Raw genomic sequence first — 25,233 nt, forward strand, 5'->3', positions numbered from 1 at the left:
CCTTACCGAGGTACCTGTTCAAACGTGGCCGTCAGTTCATAGAGCGGCCCGGTCTTTGTCATGCTCCAGGAGCGGCAGACGAACAGCGCCTGCACCCCCGTATCCGATGGCGTCCAGTAGAACGACTCCACCGCCATGCGTGCTGTCAGAAACGCCTCGGCCTGCTTCGCCGGGTTCACGCGGCAAGATCCATTAACGCCGCGAAACGTCAGCGAGTATTTAGCCATCAGCGGGTTAATGCCTTTCTTCTGGCGTTGCTCGTAACCGTCACCGAGTTTGACGACAGCAACGTTAGGGGTGCGTTCGGCGCTGTAGCCGCGTTGAGGTTTCCAGATGAAGATTTCAGGCATATCTGCTCCTTGTTAACTTAACCAGCCCCGACCACTCATGTATCCTACAATCAGTGTTAATAGAGGAAAGAGGAGCCACAGGAGCCATGAATAATGCTCAATAAAATCAGCCATATTTCACCTCTGTTTGGTTTGTTATCTCCGGCAATAGGGATTGTGACTTTCTTTATTGGCAGAAAACTTGGCAAGCGCGATGCTTACCGAAATGAACGCAATAAAGCCGCCGAGCCGGTATATATCGGCGTACTGTCGCATATAGAGAAAATATCGCAGCGGATGAACGTCAGGATTCCTGTCACCCAAAAACAAGTAGATACTCTCTGCTGGCACTCCCGCAGCACTGAAGCGGAAAAAATTCAGACAGCCTGGAAAGAATACAAAACCGTTGAATTAATGGCTGGTGATGAGTATTCGTCAGACCCTGGATTCACCGACTACGACTATTTCGTTGAGGTTGCGAAGAAATTTGCAAAACTTGTCGAAAAGAAATGACTTACCGCTTGTTTCGCGGCTGAATTAATCCGCCAGGACGTGAAGCCTGGTCGCTTATTTGGAATAATGCGACCCGCTTCATCATCCCTTCCATCTGCTTTATAGTGGCATCGTCGATACCGCCGGTAGTGTTGATTTCAAATGTGATGTGCTGAACAACGCCACCCCCGCCTGCTTTATCTGCTGGAATGATCTTCCCTGACTTGTTCGGCATGAATATCTGCTGACCTCCGGTAGTCTGGAATACCTCTGAGCGTCCATCCTCGTTAATGCGATAGGCATTGCCAGCAGACACCGTGCCACCGTAACGGCGACCACCGGCAAGCGCCATGCCTTTAGCCATCAGCATTGAACCAGCGTACGCTGATTGCCCCACCGCAGCGGCACTACCGTACGTTGCGATGGAGGCGCTCATAGCAGCGGGTGCCCATGCAGCTGCGGCAGCTGAAGCCTGGGCTGTAGTAGCCGCCAGAGAAGCAGCCGCAGCCGCCTGTCCCATAAGCTGACTTTTAGCCCATTCAATGCCCATCTGTACAAAGCTGCCCACCACGCTGTTTAAAATCGTGGTGCCGATGTTGGCGAAGGATTCCCGCAGGCTTTGAGTGCCGTTTATCAGGCCGGTGATGGCGCTGGTTGCCCCACCCTGTAAGGAGTCTACGGCAGCGCCAATCATGCTGTTAATCTGGCTTTGCTGCTGCCACTCTTCCCACATGGCCGCCATGCGCCGCTGGTGATACTGTTCCTCGATGCTGGCCCGTAACGCTTCGGCTTCTGCGATCTTTTGCGGATAAAGGGTTACGTACTCATTGAGCTGCGCCATCTGATCCTGATAGGTGTTATCCACTGCGGCAACCGGCGACACCTGCCCCTGCAGGCTGGTGAAGTTCTGACTGGCCTGAGTGCGCTTTTTCTCTTCCTCCGCAGCGGCCTTTATCGCCTGCTGACTTCTCCAGATTGCGTCGGCCTGCTGCTCAGCCTTAGCTATTTGCGCGTCAGTCGCTTTATTTCCCAGCGCCATAACCGCATCGTACTTCGCCAGTTCAAGCGAGCCATCGGCATAACCGGTGTTGAGTCGCTCCAGTGCGGACTGCTGACGAGATAAAAATTGCGTTGCGTCGTCAGCGGACTTCTTCGCTTCCTTGTTTGCGGCTTTTCGCGCGCTGGTTAACCGCTCGGTTTCTGCATACATGTCCTGTAGCGTCCCGACAAGTTTGTCGCCCTTAGCGATCCCGGCATCTTCGGCATCATACTGAGCCTGTAATTTGGCTCTGGCTTCACCCTCCAGTTTAGAAAGCGCAAGGCGGCGTTCGGCGTTCTGAATGAGTTTCTTCGCTTCGGGGGAGTCTTCCGGTTCCACAGGTTGTATATTCCCGGTACTGGCGGCTTTTTTATTCAAGCTATCAAGCGTCTGAATTGTTAAAGTCATTGCGGCAACTGCCGCATTATTTGCTTTCGGGATTTTGTATTTCAGATTGTCATATAGAGTTTCAAAAGCAGACTCTGAGTCATGAATCGTCTGATTTAACTGTTTTTGAATATCTACGAGTTTCCGTTGAGTTTCACTTAACTCTCGTGAAGCTTTTTCAGCCTCAGCGGCTTTACCTGAAGTCTCACCGAGCGCCCCTGTCAGCCTTTCCTGAGCTTCAGCTATTACATACGCGGGAGCGCCTGAGTTCTTAAGACCTTGTAGTTGTCTCTCAAGCTCAGCAGCCTTTTTTCGTGACTCGTCAAGACTGTCGTACATGTCCATTAGAGCATCTTTCTGATTACGAATAGAGTCAGTTGTTTTGTATAGCGTGTCCTTCAATTGAATCGCACTCATTTCTTTCATTCTGGCGATAACATCATCCAGACTGTCAGCAAACTTTATGCTTTCCTCTTTCGCCTGTTTAGCGCTTTGCCACCAGTAAAGCAAAGCCCCAGCAGCGATCATTATTACCCCGGCAGGTCCACCAATTAACGAAAATGCATTACGCAATAACTCCATTCCAATAGACGCACCGCTTGCGGCGGCTGAAGCTCGCACAGTAGCTGCTGCCTGTGCTGTTTCTGCTTCAGCTAGCGCGATGGAGGCTGCGGTTGCTCTTGTCTTTGCGGCGATAAGGTTATCGAGCGCTAACATTTCCGCCGCGCTACCCCTTGCTACGTTATATTCAGCTTGGGCAAGGTTAAGCGCAGAAATCGCAGCTTCCTTATCTGCTAGCGATCTGCGTTGTGTAGCATTGGCTGAAAAGAGCGCTGCTTGAGCCGCCTGATTTTCAGCAGTTATCATTTGGCGGTTCGCGGCGATGTTCTGAATCTTACTGGCTATCCCTGCTTTCAAAGCACCTGCATAACGCCCAGCCAGAACAAGAGCAAATGCTTTCGCTGCAATAGTGGCGGTATCAATAAATCCAGCCATGCTTTCGGAGTCCCGACCAAACTCAAGAATAGTGTCGGCGGCAGCAATAATACCATTGGTAAAAGTTTGTAGCGCGCCAGTCTGACCCTCGATTGCCACCAAAACCTCGGTAAATGCCGTTTTCATCCTCACGCCAGCATCGGTAAGGTTGTTGGACATTCCCGCCGCTGCGGCTGCGTTCTCATTAAGTGACTGCCGCAAACCCTCGCTTAAATCTGATGCCGTTAGCTTGCCTGCCGCGCCCAGCGCTCGCACTTCGGCGGAGGTTTTTTTGCTGGCGGTGGCAATATCATTGATCACCGTTGGGATGGCAGTTGTGATGGACTCCCACTGATCGGCGGAGACTTTCCCTGTGTTTATCGCTTTGGTGAATGCGCTGATGGCTGACTCAGCACGATCTGCGCTGGCGGCGTTTTTTACGAACGCATATGACATTGAGTCCTGGACATCGATAGCCTGTTCCGTGGAATAGCCCATACTGCGCAGGCTGTCGGCGCTTCGAATATAAAGCTCCTGGGCCTCCGCTAAAGATCGGTAAGTCCCGTTAGCGGTGTTAAGCAAGCGCTTCTGAACGCTTTCAAATTCAGCCTGGCTCGATGTCGCCATCTGTACGCGCTCGGCCATCTCCTGATAGCTCTGGACCATTTTTGCCATCTCACGCAAAGCACCAGCAGCGAATATTAATTTGATGGTCGCCGCGAGTTTCGAAAGCGTGGTGTTTAGATTATCTGCTGATTCGTCGGTATCATCAAAATTACTCTGGAGATCGTTAGTCATATCGACAACATTACGCCCGGCGTTAAGCAACTGCGCCGTATCAGCACGAATGATGTAAACAATTTCACCTACGTTTTCGGCCATTTTAATTTTCTCCAGGCATTAAAAAACCCCGACATGGCGGGGTTTAATTCGATATTATATTGCGATTAAGCTTCAGAAGTATCCAATCTGTTGACATACCTGTTGAGTAGCCAATTGTTTGCTCTCATCGCTACCGAAAGATATGACGGCAGCATTGAGGTCCCTTCCTTTACCAACGATCATTATTAGGAATGGTGTATTGCCAACATACCCGCCATAAGAATTTTTTGAATTGACATATCCACAATATTCACCATTGCCATTGGATATAAATTGGGAATGTTTAAACTTAGCACTATCAGGATCTTTTAATTTATCGGTAATAGCTTTTTCTACAGCCGTTTTTTCCGCTGTAGTCAAATTTCGCCATTTTGGATTGTCGATCGGTTTTATCCGTTCACTTTCCTTTTGCATTACTTGGCACTTATCCCACTGCTCCGTTACTTTGACTATCCTGTCAGAAACAGCGAAGCTAGAGCCATCAGTTGCTGCGGCATATACTTTTGAACCATCATCAATCATTTTTAGCGCCCCTTTGTTTTGAGTAAGAGGTGGACTAAAAACAAATGTTCCATCTGGGCGATGCAATTTTATTGAATCACCTAAAACTTCCACTTTTGCAGGAACGGGTATGCTCATGTTACCCATGACGCCATTTGCAAGACTAGCTTTTGCGTAACTACATTGGTAGGTTTCTGCGGCATCAGCTGTGGCGGTTATTAACCACAATGCGCATCCCAAAAAAAATACTTTCATTCCATTTCCCCAGCAATAACGAATATTCACATCCTATCAGGGGAGCGTGTCAGCGCAACGGGCAGGATTGATTTTTTGATCTCACACAGAGAAAACCCCTTCCCGTTAATGGCTCAGGGGCTGAAAAGGTTTTAATACAGGCTGTCCACGTAATTATTTACTGGTTCAGGCAGTAAATCCTGAGGATGATCCCCGCCGAAAGTGGCCCATTTGCTACTGCCATTCAGGATGGTAGAGGCAATCACTTTTGATGTTGCAGCATTAAACACTGTTACCTTGACCTCAATTTTATCCGGGATACCTGACCATTCAGTTGCTCTGTCTTCCCAGTGTAAAATTTGAGGGACCACATAATATCCCTCAGACAGAGAGTTGTGCTTTTGCAGGCACGCCAGCTCGTTGCACTGAGAAACAATGACAGCATTATCGGTATAGCGGGAAAAAGCTGATCTGACCGCTTGCGCCGTCGCTTCGCCTGAACCACTGTAAGGCTTCCCTTCATAACTCCCGTCAGCAGAACCAGAAATCACAACCGGCTTACTTTTTATCAAGAGTTCTGTGCTCTTCGTGACTTCAACGCTCTTGTACTTAGAAGAACAACCCGTAAGAACAATGATCCCCACAATCACCATTAAAACTTTATTCATAATTATCCTTAACTTAAATTTTAATTCAGCACATTTCCTTGCGATTCTGAGTTAGGTGAGTTTTGTTCTCAATGATTTTTATCATCGATTAGTGCAGCCCGTTCCGCTGCGCATCGAGTGCGAACATCTTCTCTGCCCAGTCCATAGCCTCATCGTAATGCTGCTCGGTCGGGATTTTAGCGGCTTCCTTCTGCGGATATTTGGCGTTCATTGCCGTCCTGAAGCTGGTCATGGTCATGTTCCAGGCATCGGACTCGCTCATGCCCAGGTGTGCCACAGCCAGATAAACGAAAGACCGGGCATCGAATTTCCCCGAGTATTCGCCCTCACCTTTGCTGGCGGCTTCCTGCGGCTGATCGCCCACCACCCCATGGCGAATAAGATGGCGCGCCAGTTGGATAATGTGTGATACCGGCAGCAGGCCAGGGCGATACGATAACTTACCTTTTGCTGTGACTGAGCACACACCGATCGCCTGGCGGAGATCATCATCACAGGCCGCCTGCACCACCTTCGCTGCGGTAACAACCATGTCGGCAAAACAGCGCGCCTGGATGCTGCGCATCACTTCAACATCGCTGATCCGGTGTTCTGGATAATGTCCGCCGTGCACCGTCACGAACGCCCCGACAATCTCTTCCGGCGTGCCGATGCGCGACATTGCAAGAAATGAGGGATTAAGGAATATTCTCCGGCCACCGGCGCGGATCTCCGCCTGGCCGATATCGGTAATTGCCTGCATAAAACCTCAAAGGGGCTTTCGCCCCTGTCAGTTAAGACGCGTTAACCACAACCGTTGCCGGGCTCGTGATGACGGTACCGGCGGTAGGCGATGAGACCTGGCAGGTGTAAGAGCCGGCATCCCCCGCCACCGCGCTGGCTTTGGTGTAGGTAGCCGCCGTGGCCCCGCTGATATCCGTGCCGTTCTTCTTCCACTGATACGTCAGCGCTGAACCATCCGTCACGGTCGCCGCTGTGGTAAGCGTCAGCGTGCTGCCGGTGGTGATGGTGCGGTTCTGCGGCTGGGAGGTGATGTTAATGACCGCGCCGACGTCGCGGACATCCACCAGCCCGGCACTGGAGGCTTCAATCGACCACGTGGCCACGTCATCATGCGGTGATTCATCCTGCCAGCTCGTTACCAGGAACGGGCCTTCAGTGATATCGAACGGCGAGATGATTTTCAGCCACACGTAAGGCTGGTTGCTGGTTTCTCCGGGCGGGTTGTAAACATGGCGCTTCATTTCCTTCTGGCCGTAGATAGCTTCCTTGCGGCTTACGCCATCACCGGAGAAGGATACGTTTTTATACGTGACCAGATTCTCCTGGGTATACGCCGCGCTCTGGTCAGCCGTGGCGTCTGCGGTTTCCCATTCAACGCCGGTTGTTTTGCCACGCATCATACCGAGGCGCTTGTACTGGCTCAGCGTGGGCTGAACCTCCGGGCAACCAATCGCAAAATAAACGACGACGTCGCGCCCCGTGAATGCACCTGATTCACAAGTCATATGTGTTACTCCGTATTATCGGGAAATAATGGTCTGGAAGTTAATTTCGAAGGCGCAGCGGCCCTCTTCGGTGCGGAAGGCGGGAACGCCCCCGACTGGCTGCATTGAGATGATGCATTCGGTGTGGTAGTCATCGAGCATGGCCTGGCGGATGGCGTCGGCGGTGTTCTCCACCGCATCAACATCGGCGTCGTTCTGCCCGGTCAGCAGGATGAAGCGGAAATAGTCACGGGTGATGGCCTCTTCTGCCGCGCCACCGCCTTGCTGCTGGATAACGAGATAGCGGTCGTTCTGTGAATCCTCCACTTCAACCCAGAACCGCTTTTGTACACGGTAGCCGGTATCAAAACCGTGGCTCTGCAGCCAGGCGCGTAACGCGTCAAAAACCTCGTTTCGCGTCATAATTTGTAGCCTCGTTTAATGGTGGCTTTGATGTCGGCAATGCCGTCGCGCTCAAACCCTTTACGCAGGAAATCTGGCTCAGCGTCCGGGTCCCAGTAATTACCGCTGCCGTCCGGGCGCGGCTTGCCTTTTAACGTGCCACCGGCTGCATTCACCCGCGCAGCATAGTTCGCGGTATAGCCGACCCGTCCGGTCATTCCGCCCGGCTCTGGCTTCAGTTCGCGATACATGCTGTTCACCAGCGTGGAGGTATGAATGGGGGTGATCTGCGCTGCATAACCCGAGCCGACGATCATGACTTCGGTGATCACCTTTTCTGTCACTGCCCCGGCGATATTTCCAATCACGTTACCCATGTTTAACTGAACACGTTTGATACCTTTAACGGGCATAGCGTTGTCTCCTGGGGTTATCAGGCACCGAGCGAGTTACGATTAGATGTCAGGATTTTGTAGTCGGGTTCCTCGTCGAAAAACGACATATCCCACATCTTGACTGCCCGGATCACATCACCTTTCGCTTTTACCGGGTCTGGCTCAGCGGTTGTGTCACCCACAGCGACATAGTCGTTACGCAGCGGTTTACGGACATCTGCGCCGTTGTGCTTCAGCTCGGTGGAGATAATCAGGTTGGTGGTGAATTCGGTACCGGCATCATCGATCGCCTGTTCCTGGTTTATTTCCCAGGTGCAGTCGATAAGATACGGCGTGCCGGTTAGCCAGGTGCCTTTCCAGTCATCGTATGTACGCGGGTAAATGGTAGCGAGGTTGGTATATACCCAGTTCGCTGTCGCGCTCATGGCTCCTCCCAGCGGATCACTTCTGGTTTCCCGGCGGCAACCTCACGGTAAAAGATGAACCATTCACCGTTACCTTTGATGTAGCCGGTGGCCTTCCTGCCGCTGTCTGTCATCACCCAGACCTTAACGAACGGCTCCGGCAGACGCTGCTTCACCGATACCCAGGCCATTACCGGCCCCCGTTGCACATGCAGCCGCCCTTACCAACCCAAATCCCCGCGAATGCTGGCGCAGCCGTCGGGTCAGGGGGAATAAGCGCTGTGGCGCAACCGTGTTTGTCCAGCCCGCGCAGCAGGCTCAGCGCGCCTTTCCAGCGGTCAGAAAACGACTGGTACCGGAATGAACGCGAAGCGCCGTTTGGCGCAGTCTGGCTGGAAAGGTATTTATCACCCTGCCCGAGCCCCATCAGCGCCAGCAGGTAAAGCTGGATAAGCAGCGCTGTCGATGCCGGATAATGAAGGGCCAGGCATTCCTCAATGCCGTTGGCCTGGTCAATCAGCGCCGCCAGCACAAAGTCGGGTAAAGCGATGCCCTGCCCGGTCAGGTACTGCTGTGCCTGTTCCTGTGAGACCATGACAGACTCCTGAAAAAAGACGCCCCGCCGGAACGGGGCATAAAAAAACCGCTTTCGCGGCGGTTATTCAGCAGGGAACAGGTTTTCAAGCTCGCCAGGCGGCAGCAGCTCCGAAAGCTTTTCCGCACCCAGGTTGCCTTTGAACTCGATCCCCAGTTCTTTCAGACGTTCAGCAATGATTTCTTTTCGGGATTTGCCCTCACTGCCCGCGCCCGGTGTTGCCGGGGTAAGCGAGCCACCCGCTTCCCCCTGCATCAGGCGAAGATGAGATTCCAGCGCCGGATGAACTTTATCCAGAACCAGCACATCCCCAACCTTAACGCCATGCCAGCCACGTACGACTTCAAACTTCGGCATAAATTCTCCTTAGTCCAGGTCAGCACCGTAGACAACACCAGAAAGGCCATCGTCATCCCGTTTAATCTGCAAACCTTCTGCAGACATGATCTGGAAGTTATAGTTGCTCTGCGGCATCGGACGAGGCAACGGAACCACCCCAACCGCCATCCCTACCAGCGGCGTGATCACATCCTGACGACGTTCATACGCCAGGAATTCATTACCGGTTAGTGCATAGGTCTGGCGGATATCTTTCACCGGCATAAATTTGCGGATGGCGTCCAGGACATTGCCGCTGATAACGGCGTTCGCGCCGCTGCCGACTTCAATGGTGTAAGGCTTCGACAGGTTTGCCATAATTTCAGCGCTCAGCCACAGCACATCGTATGCAGTAACTTTGTTGGCGCGAGCGGTAATGCCAAATGCCCCGGTTGGCCCGAAGAACTCCAGTAGCTGCGCCGGCGTTGCCGTCGTCAGGTCGATGTTTACACCGCCAGCACCGGAACCGAGGTTAATCTTGGCGGTGTTACGATGATTGCGCATGCCCTGGGCCGGATAGTTCTGAACCTGAATGGTCGGGTTACCGTCGAGATAGCCTTTAACGCGACGTTTATGGAACTTGCGCATCTTCGCCAGTTGCGAATCCAGCACCAGGTCAATACCGACGGTATTGAGGCCCGCAGCAAGACGCCAGTTCACACCATAGCCCGCGGTGTAAACCGGGATCGGGTCGCCGTCGCTGCCGTATTCGGTATGGTCAAAAGAAAACGGTGGCTGACCGTCCAGACTAACCTGCACGTCATCGGCGATGTCACCAACAACGTTATACAGCTTGGCAGTCTTGCCAATCGGCAATACCGTCTGTACGCCCATCAGATCGTTGACGATTTCCATCCCGATTTCCTGATCGCGCAGCTGGATGACCTGTCGGTCGATTTCGGCCCAGAATTCACGACCGAGACCATCACCGGCCAGGATATTCGCCGCCAGCATTTCAGGCGTCATGAGATTACGGTTTACCGCCATCATGGCGCGGTGCTGGGCATCCCACATGTTACGGTTAGCCCACAGCTCATTCCAGTGCGTGCGCAGGCGGCTGTTTGTCGCCAGTGTTTCAGCAGAAAAATACATTGATGCTCTCCTTAAGCAACGGTCACGCTGGAAGCGCGCGCGCGGATGCGGATGAAGTCAACCGCTGTGGTGGTGACATCATCCTGGCAGTAACCGATGACCTGATAGGTACCCGCAGCGGTAGGCACGGCAGCGGCCTGACCTGCAACAACCGTAATTGGCTGGTCTTTTTTATAGGCACCTGCAGCGACACGAACAGCGAATTCGCGTCCTTCCTCCAGGTAATTACCCACACCCGAATGACCGGACGGGATTGGATCGGTAATACCCAGTCCTTCGTGATAAGCGCAATCCAGCACATACATGCGTCCCACAGGCGCAGAGGCCTGTGCAAAAAGATTGCTGGCATTGATGACAACAAACGTCCCCGGGTTCAGGGACGCGGCAAGTTTTCGGGTTTCCGTCTTGTAGAGCGATTCCCCGTCGATATTAACGCGACGATAACGTGGCATTGGCGTTTCCCTTATTTAAAGTAAGTGGCCGGATCAGGTGCGCCGGTTTCGGTTTGCGCCTGTGCGGAGTTAGTACCCAGCGGTGCGGCTTCGCCCAGGTTTTTGAACATCGCATCCAGTGCGTCACCAGACAGCGCGTTCGCAACGATCTCGCCGTGAACTTTCGCAACCGCCGCGCGCTTCGTTGCTTCTTGGGCACGGGAGTTAGCGGTCAGGGTCTCAGCGAGCTGCTGCTGGTTGGCCTGCAGTGCATCAACCTTTTCCGCGAGAGGCTTAATAGCCGCCTCCGTGTTGGTCGCAACGGCCTGGCCGATCATGCTGCCGATTTGTTCCAGTTCTTCTTTGGTTAAAGGCATGTCGCCCTCCGTTTGATGGTTGGTTGCAGGCTTATCCTGCGGTGTGAAAAGGGATTTAACTTTGTTAGCCACGACGGTGACCCACGACTCCTGGCGGGCAACCGGCGTTCCGGTGTCGTCAAAAGTGATTTTTCCGCCGTCAGAGGTGTAGCCGTAAACCTGCGCGCTGCCGCCATTGCGGATAATCACCACCTGCGACTCGGTGAAGTCAGCCACCCAGGCATATTCGTTCTCGCCTGGAGCGAACTTTGCTTTTGCTGCCCGGTCGAGGCGTTGTTCACGCTCCCGGAAAGATTCGCCCACCAGCGCGCCGGAGTTGGCTTTTAGCGGTGTGGCGAGATCAGCATTCACCATCAGGCCAACGCCCTGCTCGGGTGTGGCAGCGCCGACTTCATGCAGCAGAATGGCGTCGTGATCCATGCCGTGGATTTTTGCCACCCAGTCAGCACCCAGCGCCTTCTGTTCTTCATTGGGTTCGAGCTGGTCAAGAAACACCGCCACACTTGTGTGAATTGGCGGCACGTCCTCGCCGCGCTCAATGGCTGCCACGCGCTCGAGGAGTTCCCGGCCACCTTCAGATTCGCTGGCCTTGTTCACATCCACCCATTTCTCCAGGTAGATACGATTCCCGGCTTTTTTAACGTTGCGGTTCCACGCGCCGACGAACCCGACATTCAGCCCTTCAGGCGAGAAGGCCGACACAAACTGGCCGTTTACCTGCGGATGACCGAGCGGTGCCAGCGTTCCCTCGAGGCCCTCATAGTGCTCATCGATTTCGCTGGCAGAATAGAGACCGCCGTTCATGACGACATTGGCCGGCAGCGTATAACTGGGCAGGATCAGATGATCGCGCCCGTTGTGAACTTCCCGGCGAATAGACTGACTGTTCACGCGGGTGGTGACGTTTACTTGCATGGTCATGGTGGTGTCTCGCGGTTACGCGGCTCTGTGGTGGCCGCAGTCGCAGTGATTGGCTGTGAGTCCGGCTTTCTGCGCTTTCTCCAGGCGCTTCTTCGCCATATCAACAACATTGGGGTTAAGCGGCTGACCGCTGGCATTAACAAGCACAGCAACCTGCGTGCACTTACAGTTAATCGCGTTGCCGTCGACGCTGTACCAGTCCCGAACTTCTTCGGTGGTGTAGAGATGCCCGTGGCGAAGCGCATGCTTACGCCGCGTTGTCGGACTAAACGCTGACAGGTGCAAAAGACGGGTTGTAATGCCGTACTGCGCTTCGGCATCATCCGTTTCATCCCACCGGGCCCGGCGCAGCGCCGTCGGTATTTCCGTGCGAGCAATACGCTTAGCCCGGCTGAGTTCAATCCCGGTCTGGCTGGTGAGACGTTTCGCAATTTCCCGCGGGTTTTGCCCCCGCCCCATGCCATCGGTCAGAATGCGCGCCATATCCGATTTCATCCGCGCACTGAGGTTTTTCATCTCCTCAAATACCCTGGTTCTCACCAGCAGCAGACGGCGTTGGTACGGATCACTCAGCAACAACTGCTGGAGACTTTCACGCCCGGCGGCATAGACCGGTGACTGCTGTGACAGGCTGGCAAATTCCTGAGCCGTGCCACGCTGATATCCCTGCCTGACGTAATCCCGCCAGAACCAGAAATCGGTCTCGCTGCCACCAAAAAGGATTTCATCAACAATCACCGAGGCGTTGCTGAGAAGCATTGATAACAGTGAGGTGTCCAGGTCGAACGTGTAGCGGAGGTTTACAGCAGGTGATGCAGGAATGCGGTCAAGAATGTCCTGGTAAGCTTTTGCGATGCGCCTAATCCGTTTGCCGAACTCGTTAATCGCACCACGCTCGAGGCGGTCTGCACCGGTGGGATCGTTAAGGTTTCCCGGCAGAATCGGAGGTTTCGTCTTCCTCTTCTTCATCGTCTTCCCCCAGCGGTGCAGGTGAGCCCTCATACCCGGCAGCGACACGGATTTCTTCGCCGGTGAATGGCTGTTCGCCAGTGGCTATCGAGGCGCTGTTAATTTCCGCCATCGTTTTGGCTGCCGCCAGCTTCTCAGCGTCGGTGCTGGCGTTCAGGTCATCCCAGATAACCGCTTTCTGCCTTACCGCGTCGAGAATGCCCAGCTCCACCAGCTTGTCGCACAGGTCTTCAATATCGAATGACAAATCACCCCGGCGAGACTGGCAGCGCGCGTTGAAGTAACGCTGGTCTTCTGTACTGGCACGCTCGCCCGTCTGCATACCAACGAGGATTTTGGTCGGGATATCCAGCGCGGCGGCGGCTGTCTGAAGGTTGACGTTATAGGTCGGGCCGGGATCGGCTACCGTGGTTACCAGCGGCGTGACAGCTGCGCCCTGGGTCGTCAGCAGCGCATCGTTGCCCCGGTTAATCTCCACAGCGACTTCATTGAACTTCTCCTGTAGTTCTGAAACGCTCACGTCATATAGCGATGCCAGATTGGTGAAGTCTATTTTTTCGTCAAAGTTGATGCTCAGCTGGCGGGCGGCGTTTTTCAGGAATGACTCACCGGAGCCGCCTTCCACCTTCTCAAGGCTTACGAATGCGTTATAGGCAGGCTCCAGAAAACCAATAGCATCAGGGGAATAATCACCCAGGATAAAAACGCGATCCGGATGAACGTCCACGCGCCGGATGGCGCCGCTCGCAAGTTGCTCGATGTACTGCCACATTTTCGGCTGGCCGTAGGTGCGGGAGTTAAGACCTGTATCCCAGTCCTTAACCTTTAATGTCCCCGCCCAGGCTACGGTGATTTTCTCCAGTCCCCGCCCTCTGGTTACAGGCAGGTTCCAGTCTTTACCGTCCCGTATATGCAGCAGAATGCCGGAGTAACGCCCCACCAGCCGCCGTAAATCGGCCTCGGCAAAAGAGCGCCAGAAGCGATGCGTTAACACAGACTTAGCCTTACGTTCCCACGCCGTTTCCTTGCGGGTCTCGTCCTGCTCATCACCTTCAATAATTTCCGGGTTGCTTTGCCAGCATGCACCGATCAGCTTTTTGACCGCGCCATGGGCAATACCGCTGCGCCGGTACAGGCTGTAGAGGTCATCGAAGATAATGTCGTCCTTGAATCCGTACTCGCACCATGCCGAGCTACGCTTCGAATCCAGTCCCATGGCTGGGTTGGCGGCCATCATACGGGCACGCGCAAGCCTGGCATCGGTCAACGCGTGGTTGACGGCCAGTTGGAGATTTTTATTCATGCAGGGTCCGTTTGATGGATTTAGGGCAATAAAAAAGGCCGCCGAGGCGACCTTTTTCATAGTCTGATTTAGATAAGCTTAATTTTCACTTCATAACCTTCAAGACCAGCCATAGTTTCATTGGGAATGAATTCAATCTCAGAAACCTCCTTCCCTGACTTTTTACGCAATTCAGCAATTTTCTTAGAAATGAGAGCAGCTATATCCGCTTCGGCCTTTTGCTTTTGATCTTCGATGTTCATCATAACCTCTTAAGATTTATCTAAGCTTCAGTAAGATAATCGTCTTACGAATGCTACATCTGCACATAACTAATTATAAATTATGGTTATCGTCCTTGCAGACGTTTGGGAATCATCATGCCCATCGGCTGCGCGCCGCCGAGCTCGGTAAGTGCGTACACTGCCGCGTCCAGTCGGTCGGGTGACTTTTTGGCGGTGGCCGGCACGTATTCCATCAACTGGTTTTCAAGCAGATAGAGATTGCCGTGATGAGCTACGCGCCCCTGTTCGTAGAGCGCGGATATCGGTTCGGCGCGGGCAAATTTCCCTTTGTTGGCATGCACCCTAATAATGCGGCCTTTGAACCCGGCGTTACGCAGTGTTTCCTCCGCCATATCGCCGCCCTGGTTCGTTTCAATAACGATCGCATCAGCACCATGCTCTTCATAAGCCCACATAGCCTTTTTAGCCCAGCCCGCCGGTGAGTATTTGGCGCTATAATCGCCATCCACAGAGAACTGTTTTTTATCGCCAGCACCGTATGCGCTGGCGGCCACGATCCCGGTTTCGTCGCTTTCATCGCTGTTAGTGGCCTGCGGGTCAATTGCGATAACCGTACGAACCTTATCAAAGCGGATCTGCAGGTCGCGCGCGGCGCTAACCATTGTCTCAGTCCACAGTGCGCCCTCCGCGTTAAATTTGCGGGGCTTCTGCATGTACTGCGCTTCAGCGGTGCGCCGGTGGGAGAACAGAGAAACGCGATGGCTTTCGTTATGTTTGAACGGCCAGAGCCAGCCATCAGGCAGGCCATGTTTAATCGGGATAGCGTGAGTGTTTTCCGGATACTGCGCTGAATACGCCTGGCTGTTGTCGATAATCACCGGCAGATTCAGGTGGTGCCACATCTCACCACTACCGCCGCGCAGCAGGTACCCGCTCAGGTCGTGATAGTGGATGCGCTGCATGATCACTATCATCGGCGTCGTTTCTACAGCCAGACGTGATTTGATGGTTTCGTTAAAGCGGTTGTTCACGCCATCGCGTACTGTTTCGCTGTAGGCATCATCTGGTTTTACCGGGTCATCGATAATCAGCGCGCCCTGCCAGCCCAGCTCCATGTGTCCGGCACGAAAGCCAGTAACCTGCCCGGCAGCTGACGACGCGTAAACCCCGCCGCCGTATTCGTTCCACCACATCGCCTTGCTGTCGGCATCATCGCGCAACGCCATCGGCCACATTGACTGATAGGCCTGCGATTTGACCATGCCGCGTGCAGTCGATGAGTTTAGTAGCGCCAGCTGGTGGGAGTACGACAGGTGCATAAACCGGGCGCGCCGGTTCAACGCCAGTCCCCGGCCCATCATGTTAATGGTTGCCAGTTCTGTTTTTGTGTAGCCAGGCGGAACGTTAATAATCAGGCGCGTAATCTCACCATCTATAACGCGGTTCAGCGTCTGCTGAATAACTTTGTGATGCTGTGCGACAATCATCTTGCCGCCGGTGCGCTGTTTGAAGAAATAACGCGCGTAATACAGTCCATCCTCTTCACATTCGACCTTACGGGCAAATGCCTTTTGCTCAGCAGTCGTCATCCTCCATCATCTCCTGCCTTGCGGATTTGTATTCCTCTTTGCTCATGGTGATCGTCTGGATAGCGCCACCGTTTGGCCCGGAATGTTCGAATTTATGTTTGTTGGAGTAAGCATCACCACACTCTTTTGCAGCCTGCTCAATCAACTCAGCTGTGAGCGCGAAGTTTTTCATGCGCTCGGTGTTTGTCACCATGCGATCAAGCATGCGCAGCCGGTAGGCTTTATTCGCGATCGGGATGTCGGAGATTTCGGTTTGAAACCGTTCTCGAGTGGCACTGAAAAGCTCAACCCATTTTTTAGCAAGCCCCCTGCCGCTCACCTTTGTGGGATCGTGGCTTTCAACCTGCTGCGGGGTGATCCTGATATTGAATTCTTTCTGGACGGACTCCACGACAATAGACGGGGTATCAAAGCACGCAAGAGCCTGAACGATGAAGGCTTTCACGTCAGGTTTTAGCGCAGCCATAAATCACCACTCTTCCAAATCAATCCAAAATTATGCCAGCTTCAGCATGCACGTTCCGCACGCTCTGGCGATATCAAGGTGAGCCACTTCCGCAGGCCTGTTTGCTGCGTCCACCAGCTGTTGCACATCGTGACTGGCACCATAGCGGCGAACGACGCCAACAAACTCTTCCACATCGTGGCCGCGCAGTTTCAGTTTGGGTAACCCACTGTCCCGGTAGAATTTCGGCGCGCCGAATTCATCGGTTTCCTGTGCGATGTGGTAAAGCTCATGCTCGACCAGCGCGCAGAACTCCAGATCGGAACATTGGGCGCAGTAATCAGCGGCCAGGGTGATAATAAAATCCGGGATGTGCCCGAACCATTCGTACATCTGCTGTTCCATTCGGGCTTTTTGCCAGCCACCAGCGCGCATCATTACCTCTTCGCACTGGCCCAGTACTGCGCGCCCCTTCTTCGCGAATGCATTCGACGCCCACATGAATACGATGTCAGCTTCCAGTAAGTGGAAATGGTCAGGGTTATGCAGGGTGCCTTCTTCACTCAGTATCCCGGTATGTATCCACTCGTGAACGCCTTCAGCCGGGATTAATCGTATGTAGGGCTTGAAGTCCGGGTTATCGATAAACTGGGGCGGTGGGTATGGCCTTTGGGTCATGATGTCAGCCATAAAATTACCTTGCTTTCAGGTGCGCGTACGAAGCGCATAAAAAAGCCACCAGCGGATGCCAGGGGCTTATTTATGAGTAGTGCGTAGTAAAAATGAATCCTGATAATAATTTAAAAAACGTTAATTTTCTTGTTTGAGCTTATAAGGATTAATAAATTTCTTTTTAAAATCCTGAAACGAAACCTCATCCACAAAGTGTCCGGCTAAAATGATTTTCATTCGGCCATTTGCATCAATCCCACCTATCACGCGCATATCAGAATCTTCAAACTTATTGCTGGTGCGGAGATTATCTACGAACATTCTTAACGCTTTATCTTTGCCTGTCACTGAATAGCATTTTCTTCCTGAGATAAGCGTTTCTTCTTTTCCATCAATCATCGTCTGCTCTCCTTTTGTAATTGACAGAAAAAGTATTATGCATAATCGTTAGTGCGCTATTAATTTACAAAGTATCACCCTTCTACTTACACAGGCCTGCCACGAAAGAGATCCAAATAATGAAATCGAAAAAAACTTCACGTAAGCAAGCCTGTTACGCATAAAAAAGCCCCGCGTCTGCGAGGCTAATTTGGCTCAATGCTAAAACTTCGAAACGGGCGCAGGCTGATACTTCATAATGGCCCACTCAATATCTGAAAGAGACGGCTCGATAACCGGAAATCCAATCCAGTAATTTTTACCACTGAAAGATCGATACTCTAAAATTGAGAAAACGGCTTCGCGATGGCGTTGATCGTTTTCTTCGGGGGTGTAGTAATAACGATGCGCCCCATCTGCCACTTTTCTTACTTCACCGTTCCAGCCCTCTCCGAAGAGCATAACGTCACGCATAAAGCTTCTCGTTTGTAGATATCCTTTAACGTCATTATAACAGGGACTCAGTGAATGCCTGCTGTAATGTCCAGCGTGATGGCAATAAAAACCGCCCGTAGGCGGTTAGTTTTAGTTATGGCTGTTTATCACCAGATTCAGGTGCTGAGCCAGTATCGTCTTTCTGGTCTCTACCGGTTTGCCCTGGCTGGTCGTTTTTGACGTTATCAGGAACAGGACTGTAATCAGGATGGTCCCCTTCGACTGGGCGATCGGTCATACAAACCTCCTTTCTGGTTAGGAAGTCTTAAGTGTAGACAATCGGTGAGCCTTATCTGCAGGAAGGGAGATAATCATCTTTAAGCAGATATAAAATAAGTTATAAATTTATTACGGCTTCGCTTATGGGAGATATCTCATATCAGTGCAGCGGCGCGTTGTTAAGTTTAAAAGGTAACGAAATGCATTTGCATACCCTCTGAAGAATCTGGATTTCCTTCCGTCTGAGGGTTTTTTTTCGAAACCATTTCATTAAACTAGGATTTTTCCCAATCAACCTGCTTACGCTTGTTAACTAAAAGTTAACAACCATAATCAGGTTTCCTGCCACGACAGGAGTTGAAGAACCAACGTAAGATCCTTGCCATTGAGAAAAGAATAAGAGTACGAAGTACTGTCAGCTCTACTCCGACTCGCCCTCCTACCCGAGGGCTTTTTTTTGACCTGAGTAAATCCGCATACTTAAACATCGCTCAAGCGTGATATTTCGTCAAAAATTACCGCTTACGCTTGTTAACATGATTAATCCGTCCATACTCAGCCTTCCTGCCGCACCAGGGGAGGAAGTACTGTTTGACCCTTTTATTTATTGAAAAATAAAAAGTGCGGAATGCACACGCCAGACAATCCCTCTCGCCCTCTTGATGAGGGCATTTTTTTGCATCAGAGGTGCTGGTTTGAGGGCAAATATAAGCCTGCAACTTTCAAACCCACCTCTTCAAAATTTATTCTTATTCCCGTTTCGTTTCCCACAAGAATCAATATAGTGGGCGCTGTAACGTTTGAATGCATTTTGCATCTCTCAGGAACAGACGGATTTCCTGTTCCTGAGGGTCTTTTTCATCATAGCTCCGTTACCCTACTTCACAGCGTTATACCAGGCCTGCCAGCGATATGTGTTGATCCGCAGCTGGCGCAGGCACCCGGCGGTCTCGATGTCTGCCTGCAAATCCTCATCGCTGTTTGTCCCAGCATTACTTGCCCTGCACGGTTCCTGCATCAAATCCGCTGATGGCGTTGGCAGCGTCGATCGCACGCTGGCGCAGCCGCACAGACTCATCATCAAAATCACACCTGGTACGATCCGGAGACTGAACATATTTCACCACGTCGCGGTTTATGGTCCGGTAAATCACCTTCGCTTCGGCACTGGCCACCGCGGCTTTCTCTTCAACGGGCTGAATGGCTTTCTCGGCCTTATCTTTCTTGTCCGCTGCCAGCGCGTTAATGTGATCGGCGTGCGCATTCCATCCAGAACGCCAGGCAATAAGCGCAGTGGTGGAGATAGCGACCACCAGCGCCAGCAAAGCATATCGCCATTTCATACCAGCGCACTCCGCGCCCGGTTGTAACGCTGACGCCGGTCATCAATGCCGTTCTGACCACCATTGATAATCTGCGTGACGCGGGTCAGATCGCCAGAGTAAAGCAGGCAGCCGCGTGTGGCATAGAACCATGCTGCCGAACGCGCAGCGTTACGCTCCTGCTCCAGCAGCTCAGGGCTGGTGACCAGGTCGAGTTTCAGCGCGGTACCGCATTTTGTGTAATTTGACTGGCCGGTGATCTGAATCAGGCCGCGGCCGCGATATTTCCAGCCATCACCAGCTGCTTTGTTGCCCAGGCGTTTGCTGTATACCAGATTGGCGATGGCGCGCTGGCGCTCCAGCGGTAACACCTTTTCATGCGAGCGACGGCCCAGCGCGTTTGCCTGGTCCTGAGTAAGTCGCCCGGCACGGACGAAATCGGCGAGGCCTGCCACGCTGTAGTTCATGCTCTCCACCAGCCGGGAGAAACTCACGGACTCGTGTCCGGTCTGGGCGATAAACATCGCCTGATCAGTCGGTGCAGTGATGCCGAATTCTTTCATCGCCGCATCGATGTGCGGAAACCAGCGCGCAGCTAATCCGGCGCTTATACCAGCCGCCTGCTGAAATTGTGATTGTTTCATTCCGGCCTCAGTACATGGAAGATACGCGCGACGTTGCCCCGGGCTCGGAACACGGCGGCGCAGATAATCAGGTTGATTGTCACGGTTGCCCAGTGGGTATGCAGGTAGGAGTCGAAGAGGTACCGGAACGGCACCGATGCATACGCGATAATAATCAGGTAGGCCAGCCATGACGCCCACGGGTTATGTCGCCCGCCGGGCTTGCGGAACATCATCAGGCGCAGAACGATGGCGGCACAGGCCGCTACGTTGGTCAGCACCAGCGGATCGTTAGTTACCATTGGTTCCCCCTCTCCAGCGTGCCAGCAGCTTTAGCGGGTCCTGTTCACTGAAAAATGTCAGGGTCTTGATGGCGACGGCAGACAAAATCACCGCGCCTAAAGCATCCAGCGGTTTATCGGCATAGCCGGTTATGCTCGCCAGCCACGAACCCACCAGCCCGGATCCATAGACACCAGCAAAATACGACACGACGAAATAAGCGGAACGGCGAAAAATCGTCAGGTCGGCAGCGGTGGCCACGTAGAAAACAGCCCCGGCAAAAGCGCCGAACACCACGCCGTAATCCGTGCCGGTAAGCAGTCCATAAATGCTCGCGCCGGTCAGCGCGCTACCGGCGGCTGCAGTACCGGAAAAAGGTTCGGACATTACGCCCCCTCTAGTGTGTGAGTCCTCTCAGGAATGAGGGGAAATAAAAAAGGCCCACCGAGGTGGGCCTGAATTCAGATTAGTTCCGGGACGCTAATGCAGCATATCGCGCTTAATAACTTCTTCCGGAAGAGGCGTTGCCGCAAGGTTGGGAAGATCCGCCTGGGCAAACTCAAGCTGGATAAAGCGTAACTCTGACATACGTACTTCGGCTCCATTCATGTACCTTGCATACCGGGTACCCTCAGAGTCTGTTACGTCAGAGACCAGTACTGGATAAAGTTTTTCCAATCCGGATGGCTGGATGTGCTTGATAAGCATCGGGATTGGATAGAAGGTACGGGAAGTTCGCATTGGAATGCCTGATAAAGGATAGGTACCTGAGCCTAGCACTTACCCCATGAATAGATAGTTTTTATCTATAAAAACTTATCAATTAATAAGAATTACCTAAATAAAAAATTTTTATCAAATTTTACGAAATTATGCTGCTCGAAAAGCAACCGAGCTGATAGTCATAAACGCTCGCGTGGATCAAAGCCCTGGATGCACTGCAGAAAAACCCCTCTCTGATATTTCTGCGCCATCAGCACATAAAAAAAGACCTGCTCGGACGAACAGGTCATATCAGGTAGAACATCTCTCGACGGCGCCAGGTGCCTCCCGGTGAAACGCTGACTGGATGCATCGTTTCGCATGCTTAATCAATTACAGATTATCCAGTAATGCCCCTCCGCTCAGGGGGATTCGCCATCATTTTTTTATTTTAATGACTGTCAAAGAATGCTCTTTAATCGTAGTGCCCGCTTCGATGATTTCAACTCTGATAGTTCATATTTAGCCACTCTGCAGACATGATCACAAACCGGCAATATGTGTTCCGCGTCACTCCCCGCACTTTGTCTTATTAGCGTAGGGAGTCGAGTCCATAAAGTAAAAAACCCCGCCGCAGCGAGGTTCTTAATCTGGTTAACGTCACGGGCGTAATATCCCATCGTTGAGACGAGATTAGCCAAATTCCGCCACGTTTGCAATATGCTAATTTAATGCGTCACCCTGCTTAAAACACTTTGTGCGAGCGATTCCTCAATGTGACACTGCTCAACGAGTCGATCGAACAACAATTTATAGTTTCGCCGCCAGGTGGTTTCTGTTACTCCGAGCGCCTTAAATACCTCCGTATCTTTAAGTCGGGGGAAGCCACGCCCTTTGCATCTGGGGCACTGTTTGTAAACCGGCACCCCCTGTAGCTGTGATTTCTTTTTATCGAGCACTTCGCCACGTCCACGGCAACGGCATTCGTTCTTCACCTTTCCTTTCCCGTTACAGGGCTGGCAAATCACCCGCACCTGTTCGCGTACCGGTTTCCACACTTCCCAGTCGGAAGGTGAGATCCCTTTTGTGGTCCTGACCCACTTCGGCGGTTTGCCGTCAGGCCAGGTAACCTTGTTGGTAAAGACTTCTGCGTCAATAAAGCCCTCCCCAGCACAGCTCTGGCATGTCACCAGGCTTGCCGCGCTCAGTGAATAGTCGCGGAACACGAAGCTGGCCAGAATTCGCAGGAAGTTTTCTCGATCTGCTGCAGTCATTTTCTGAAGTGACTGGTTACGGCTGGCGCGCCGTTCTGCCAATCGGGTTAAGAACGCAATGATGTTATCCGGTGCCAGCACCCCGGCTTTAGCCAGATACAGCTCGATACCGACAGATGCTTTTGAATTCGCCAGGCCCAGCGCTGCCATTACATCGGTTATTGAAAGTGTGTCGCCGCCAGTCCCACATGAAACGGTGCCGGGAACCATTGATTTCGGCGCAAAGTACTTCGGTAATGATTTCAGCTTCATCCGGCAATCCTCATTGCTGTTTTAATGTAATTTCTCAATATGCGGTAATCCGTCACAACCGATCCGCGAAAGCGGTAAATTCTCAGGCGCTGCCAGCGGAGGCGGATAACGTCTGTTTTGTAATTTTCTCTGTTCACCGTTTTCCCTCTCTCGTTGTGAACCAGTCCCGTACGTACCCGAGCGCCAGCAGGACCGCCCAGCCAATTTGATAGATGTTGTCTGTAGTCATGCGGGATTTTCCTGTTTCAGTGCACGAAGATTTGCCCTGGCATCGGCGCGGATACCGTCCAGTTCTTCGCGGGTGTATCGGTGGGTTATGTTGTTGCTTTCGAGTGCCAACACACGCTCCTCGCCGATCAGTTCAACCAGCGCGGCGCGGTAGGCTTCGATATTCCCTGATTTGTGAACATTACAGGCGTGGCACTGAAGCCAGATATTGTCGGGATTGAACCGGAGTTGTGGGGCGGCGGCTGTTGTTCGGTAGTGCCCGGCGTGCCCGGCGTGCCAGGCGAACGCTTTTTTCGTGCCGCAGGAGATGCATCCATGCCCGGAGGCCAGAAGCATTTCACGACGCCAGTCATTGACCGCGCGCTGGGTTACCTGTACCCAGTGACGGATCGGCTTCAACTCTTTACGGCGTTCAGCGCGGCGCTGGCGGTCGGCCTTTTCCTCCCGGTACTTCTCTTTGATTTCAGCTGCCGTATCCTTCACTTTCTGCCTGGCGCGCAGCTCCAGCGCGTAGATAGCGCCGTGCTCAGGGCTGCACCACCAGATGTTTGGGTATTGCGGGTGAAACCATTCCCCGCAGGTTTTGCATTTTCGACGAGGTTTTTTAGCCATGCTCACCCCGCAAAATTCATCAGCTGCGCGGCGGCGTTCTCGGCCTCACGCTGATCGCGAAACACGCGGGACAGGATCCAGCGCCAGAGCACATCCAGCGCGGCACGGTAGAGCTGCTGGAACTCTGTCTCGTCCATGCTGGCGAAAGAAATGCTGCGGGGGTGTTTGCGGAGGGTGCCGTCGGGCAGCTGGATAGTGTCGAAATGCCCGGCCTCGATAGTTACCCAGGCACGATACGCATCGAAAGATTTGCAGAGGCTGATGCCGTTGGTAATGCGACGGCTGGCCACCTGTTCGAGATATTGCTCAGCGGCATCCATCAGCGCGCTTTCGTTCCCACCGAATGTGGCCAGGTATCTGGCGTAACCATTAACCAGTTTGCGTTCGTTGGAAGATATCGCGCCGCCAGTCGGTTCCCAGTAATCGAAGCCAAGATTAAGTAACGCGAAGAATTTACGGTGAAAGGCGGGGTTGCGTACCTGGCGGAACTCGGCCACCAGGAGAGAGCCAAGCTTGAATTTTTTTTGCAGAATATCGCTGGTCTCCGGCGAAGCGGGGATCAGGATATTTGATGAATGTTTGATAAGTTGTAGTTCGTGCGCCATGGTGTTCACTCCGTGGCGCAGCAGGTTTACCGGCAGTTCAGACCGATGAGATCATATTATCAGATGGTCTTTGGATGCGGTAGCCGAGATCAGTGAGAAATTGCACAACCGCGGTTGGCGTGAAAATAATTTCCTCATCAAGTAAAGGTCGCATGGAAATAAGCCCCCCACTTTTATAAACAAGAAAACGATCACCTCCCGGAAAACTACATAGCACCGCGCCATCCGCCCTTCTGACAACGTCATACCAGTCAGGCTCAGATGATTTTAAAACACATTTTCTCACAGCTTCCCCCTGTTCAGCTTCAGGATATAGTTCAACGTTCAATCAGTAGAACCACTCGTCAGCACTTTCCCAGGTTTCCTGCAGAATATTAGCGACCTCGTCTTTATCGCCTCCGATAACACTGAGCCCGTCATTAGGTGCCCGGCGAACGGTGAGCTTGCACTCTTCGAAGCGTTTGTTTAATCGTTTTAAAAGCTCGTTTTCCAGCGCCGGGATCGCGCCATCAGGCAGTTTTTTTGTACGTTCGATAGTTACTTCAACCTTCATGATCATCCCTCTCATAAAAATACTGTATAAATAAACAGTACACCCATACGGGAGAATGATCAACTTGATAAGCGCACAAATTGCGACACAGGTTTGAAAAGTTAAATGACTGTAACTCGTTGATTAAAAAGCCCGCGAATAACAGGAATTCTGAGGACATATATAATGCTTTAGCATCAAAGGCCCTTCGTGGGTTCGCTTCTATAATTCATTAATTGCATATCAAAACAGGTATGCAATTTCTGTCCTGTCCATAGAAATTTTACGGTGAGGTGATTATGACCCAGCGGCGTGGTGGTTCTGGAAACTTCGCGGAAAATCGGGAAAGAGCATCGGAAGCGGGTCGTAAAGGAGGCCAGGTAAGCGGCGGCAACTTCAAAAATGACCCGCAACGCGCATCTGAAGCGGGTAAAAAAGGAGGAAGAAACAGCCATCGCAGCGAAAGCAAGCCGGAATAATTTCAGGTTTGTTTCCACCCTCCCTGTATTTTTGGGGAG

General features: G+C 52.5%; 36 protein-coding genes. 2 read left to right on the plus strand and 34 right to left on the minus strand.

Features of this window, described 5'->3' with window-relative positions; translation table 11 throughout:
• Positions 1 to 2: 2 nt before the first annotated feature.
• Complete coding sequence (locus FHW74_RS15235; RefSeq protein WP_183171237.1) at positions 3 to 350, minus strand: phage tail protein; 348 nt, start codon at positions 348 to 350, stop codon at positions 3 to 5.
• 93 nt (positions 351 to 443) lie between these two features.
• On the opposite strand from FHW74_RS15235, the gene FHW74_RS15240 reads away from it, so the two are divergent.
• The gene (locus FHW74_RS15240) at positions 444 to 842 is read left to right on the plus strand and encodes a hypothetical protein (protein WP_125293500.1); all 399 of its coding nucleotides are present in this window, start codon (positions 444 to 446) and stop codon (positions 840 to 842) included.
• 1 nt (position 843) lies between these two features.
• On the opposite strand, the gene FHW74_RS15245 is transcribed toward FHW74_RS15240, so the two are convergent.
• From FHW74_RS15245 to FHW74_RS15405, 33 genes are all read right to left on the minus strand, one after another.
• Complete coding sequence (locus FHW74_RS15245) at positions 844 to 4,104, minus strand: tape measure protein (protein WP_183171238.1); 3,261 nt, start codon at positions 4,102 to 4,104, stop codon at positions 844 to 846.
• Positions 4,105 to 4,176: 72 nt separating this feature from the next.
• Positions 4,177 to 4,860, minus strand: coding sequence for a hypothetical protein (locus FHW74_RS15250; protein ID WP_183171239.1), 684 nt, complete (start codon positions 4,858 to 4,860; stop codon positions 4,177 to 4,179).
• 131 nt (positions 4,861 to 4,991) lie between these two features.
• Positions 4,992 to 5,507 carry a DUF4823 domain-containing protein gene (locus FHW74_RS15255; RefSeq protein WP_183171240.1) on the minus strand — a complete coding sequence of 172 codons (516 nt, stop codon included), beginning with the start codon at positions 5,505 to 5,507 and terminating at the stop codon, positions 4,992 to 4,994.
• Between the two features lie 88 nt (positions 5,508 to 5,595).
• Complete coding sequence (locus tag FHW74_RS15260) at positions 5,596 to 6,249, minus strand: DUF6246 family protein (RefSeq protein ID WP_183171241.1); 654 nt, start codon at positions 6,247 to 6,249, stop codon at positions 5,596 to 5,598.
• 31 nt (positions 6,250 to 6,280) lie between these two features.
• On the minus strand, positions 6,281 to 7,015 hold the full coding sequence (locus tag FHW74_RS15265; RefSeq protein WP_183171242.1) for a phage tail tube protein: 735 nt from the start codon (positions 7,013 to 7,015) through the stop codon (positions 6,281 to 6,283).
• Between the two features lie 15 nt (positions 7,016 to 7,030).
• Positions 7,031 to 7,417, minus strand: a complete 387-nt coding sequence (locus FHW74_RS15270) for a hypothetical protein (protein WP_125293506.1) — start codon at positions 7,415 to 7,417, stop codon at positions 7,031 to 7,033.
• Entirely contained in the window at positions 7,414 to 7,809 is a 396-nt protein-coding gene (locus tag FHW74_RS15275) for a hypothetical protein (RefSeq protein ID WP_125293507.1), read from the minus strand. The genes FHW74_RS15270 and FHW74_RS15275 overlap by 4 nt, the downstream gene beginning before the upstream one ends.
• Before the next feature lie 20 nt (positions 7,810 to 7,829).
• Positions 7,830 to 8,216 (minus strand): hypothetical protein, encoded by a 387-nt coding sequence (locus FHW74_RS15280; protein WP_125293508.1) that lies wholly within the window; start codon positions 8,214 to 8,216, stop codon positions 7,830 to 7,832.
• On the minus strand, positions 8,213 to 8,386 hold the full coding sequence (locus FHW74_RS15285; RefSeq protein WP_183171243.1) for a hypothetical protein: 174 nt from the start codon (positions 8,384 to 8,386) through the stop codon (positions 8,213 to 8,215). The genes FHW74_RS15280 and FHW74_RS15285 overlap by 4 nt, the downstream gene beginning before the upstream one ends.
• Entirely contained in the window at positions 8,386 to 8,790 is a 405-nt protein-coding gene (locus FHW74_RS15290; protein ID WP_183171244.1) for a hypothetical protein, read from the minus strand. The genes FHW74_RS15285 and FHW74_RS15290 overlap by 1 nt, the downstream gene beginning before the upstream one ends.
• A 63-nt stretch (positions 8,791 to 8,853) precedes the next feature.
• Positions 8,854 to 9,147, minus strand: coding sequence for a hypothetical protein (locus FHW74_RS15295; protein ID WP_183171245.1), 294 nt, complete (start codon positions 9,145 to 9,147; stop codon positions 8,854 to 8,856).
• A 9-nt stretch (positions 9,148 to 9,156) separates the two neighbouring features.
• Entirely contained in the window at positions 9,157 to 10,260 is a 1,104-nt protein-coding gene (locus FHW74_RS15300) for a major capsid protein (RefSeq protein WP_183171246.1), read from the minus strand.
• Between the two features lie 11 nt (positions 10,261 to 10,271).
• Complete coding sequence (locus tag FHW74_RS15305; RefSeq protein ID WP_183171247.1) at positions 10,272 to 10,712, minus strand: hypothetical protein; 441 nt, start codon at positions 10,710 to 10,712, stop codon at positions 10,272 to 10,274.
• 11 nt (positions 10,713 to 10,723) lie between these two features.
• Positions 10,724 to 11,989 (minus strand): hypothetical protein, encoded by a 1,266-nt coding sequence (locus FHW74_RS15310; RefSeq protein ID WP_125293513.1) that lies wholly within the window; start codon positions 11,987 to 11,989, stop codon positions 10,724 to 10,726.
• A 15-nt stretch (positions 11,990 to 12,004) separates the two neighbouring features.
• On the minus strand, positions 12,005 to 12,958 hold the full coding sequence (locus FHW74_RS15315) for a phage minor head protein (protein WP_125293514.1): 954 nt from the start codon (positions 12,956 to 12,958) through the stop codon (positions 12,005 to 12,007).
• A complete protein-coding gene (locus FHW74_RS15320) occupies positions 12,912 to 14,261 on the minus strand; it encodes an anti-CBASS protein Acb1 family protein (RefSeq protein ID WP_183171248.1) in 1,350 nt (449 codons plus the stop codon). Before FHW74_RS15320 ends, FHW74_RS15315 begins: the two co-directional genes overlap by 47 nt.
• A 68-nt stretch (positions 14,262 to 14,329) precedes the next feature.
• Positions 14,330 to 14,503 (minus strand): GnsA/GnsB family addiction module toxin, encoded by a 174-nt coding sequence (locus FHW74_RS15325; RefSeq protein WP_125293516.1) that lies wholly within the window; start codon positions 14,501 to 14,503, stop codon positions 14,330 to 14,332.
• Positions 14,504 to 14,589: 86 nt separating this feature from the next.
• A complete protein-coding gene (locus FHW74_RS15330) occupies positions 14,590 to 16,074 on the minus strand; it encodes a DNA-packaging protein (protein WP_183171249.1) in 1,485 nt (494 codons plus the stop codon).
• A complete protein-coding gene (locus FHW74_RS15335) occupies positions 16,061 to 16,540 on the minus strand; it encodes a DUF2280 domain-containing protein (protein WP_183171250.1) in 480 nt (159 codons plus the stop codon). The genes FHW74_RS15330 and FHW74_RS15335 overlap by 14 nt, the downstream gene beginning before the upstream one ends.
• A 30-nt stretch (positions 16,541 to 16,570) precedes the next feature.
• On the minus strand, positions 16,571 to 17,209 hold the full coding sequence (locus tag FHW74_RS15340) for a putative metallopeptidase (RefSeq protein ID WP_183171251.1): 639 nt from the start codon (positions 17,207 to 17,209) through the stop codon (positions 16,571 to 16,573).
• A 120-nt stretch (positions 17,210 to 17,329) separates the two neighbouring features.
• Positions 17,330 to 17,590 (minus strand): hypothetical protein, encoded by a 261-nt coding sequence (locus tag FHW74_RS15345; RefSeq protein ID WP_183171252.1) that lies wholly within the window; start codon positions 17,588 to 17,590, stop codon positions 17,330 to 17,332.
• A 201-nt stretch (positions 17,591 to 17,791) separates the two neighbouring features.
• Positions 17,792 to 18,043 carry a hypothetical protein gene (locus FHW74_RS15350; protein WP_183171253.1) on the minus strand — a complete coding sequence of 84 codons (252 nt, stop codon included), beginning with the start codon at positions 18,041 to 18,043 and terminating at the stop codon, positions 17,792 to 17,794.
• 115 nt (positions 18,044 to 18,158) lie between these two features.
• Entirely contained in the window at positions 18,159 to 18,302 is a 144-nt protein-coding gene (locus FHW74_RS15355; protein ID WP_183171254.1) for a hypothetical protein, read from the minus strand.
• A gap of 973 nt (positions 18,303 to 19,275) precedes the next feature.
• Complete coding sequence (locus FHW74_RS15360) at positions 19,276 to 19,626, minus strand: hypothetical protein (protein WP_183171255.1); 351 nt, start codon at positions 19,624 to 19,626, stop codon at positions 19,276 to 19,278.
• Positions 19,623 to 20,249: a glycoside hydrolase family 19 protein gene (locus FHW74_RS15365; RefSeq protein ID WP_183171256.1), complete on the minus strand. Its 627-nt coding sequence runs from the start codon at positions 20,247 to 20,249 to the stop codon at positions 19,623 to 19,625. The genes FHW74_RS15360 and FHW74_RS15365 overlap by 4 nt, the downstream gene beginning before the upstream one ends.
• On the minus strand, positions 20,246 to 20,530 hold the full coding sequence (locus FHW74_RS15370) for a phage holin family protein (RefSeq protein ID WP_183171257.1): 285 nt from the start codon (positions 20,528 to 20,530) through the stop codon (positions 20,246 to 20,248). Before FHW74_RS15370 ends, FHW74_RS15365 begins: the two co-directional genes overlap by 4 nt.
• Complete coding sequence (locus FHW74_RS15375) at positions 20,520 to 20,897, minus strand: phage holin family protein (protein ID WP_125292274.1); 378 nt, start codon at positions 20,895 to 20,897, stop codon at positions 20,520 to 20,522. Before FHW74_RS15375 ends, FHW74_RS15370 begins: the two co-directional genes overlap by 11 nt.
• Positions 20,898 to 21,940: 1,043 nt before the next feature.
• Positions 21,941 to 22,738, minus strand: coding sequence for an antitermination protein (locus FHW74_RS15380; RefSeq protein WP_183171258.1), 798 nt, complete (start codon positions 22,736 to 22,738; stop codon positions 21,941 to 21,943).
• On the minus strand, positions 22,735 to 22,875 hold the full coding sequence (locus FHW74_RS15385; RefSeq protein ID WP_183171259.1) for a YlcG family protein: 141 nt from the start codon (positions 22,873 to 22,875) through the stop codon (positions 22,735 to 22,737). The genes FHW74_RS15380 and FHW74_RS15385 overlap by 4 nt, the downstream gene beginning before the upstream one ends.
• 88 nt (positions 22,876 to 22,963) lie before the next feature.
• Complete coding sequence (locus FHW74_RS15390) at positions 22,964 to 23,578, minus strand: recombination protein NinG (protein WP_183171260.1); 615 nt, start codon at positions 23,576 to 23,578, stop codon at positions 22,964 to 22,966.
• A 2-nt stretch (positions 23,579 to 23,580) separates the two neighbouring features.
• Positions 23,581 to 24,183: a DUF1367 family protein gene (locus FHW74_RS15395; protein WP_183171261.1), complete on the minus strand. Its 603-nt coding sequence runs from the start codon at positions 24,181 to 24,183 to the stop codon at positions 23,581 to 23,583.
• Between the two features lie 37 nt (positions 24,184 to 24,220).
• Positions 24,221 to 24,511, minus strand: a complete 291-nt coding sequence (locus FHW74_RS15400; RefSeq protein WP_221192358.1) for a hypothetical protein — start codon at positions 24,509 to 24,511, stop codon at positions 24,221 to 24,223.
• Positions 24,512 to 24,736 (minus strand): DinI-like family protein, encoded by a 225-nt coding sequence (locus FHW74_RS15405; protein ID WP_183171262.1) that lies wholly within the window; start codon positions 24,734 to 24,736, stop codon positions 24,512 to 24,514.
• A gap of 278 nt (positions 24,737 to 25,014) precedes the next feature.
• Here FHW74_RS15405 and FHW74_RS15410 point away from each other — a divergent pair, with 278 nt between their 5' ends.
• Entirely contained in the window at positions 25,015 to 25,194 is a 180-nt protein-coding gene (locus FHW74_RS15410) for a general stress protein (protein ID WP_183171263.1), read from the plus strand.
• Positions 25,195 to 25,233 lie beyond the last annotated feature (39 nt).

This window comes from Atlantibacter sp. RC6, assembly GCF_014193285.1.
Taxonomy (GTDB): domain Bacteria; phylum Pseudomonadota; class Gammaproteobacteria; order Enterobacterales; family Enterobacteriaceae; genus Atlantibacter.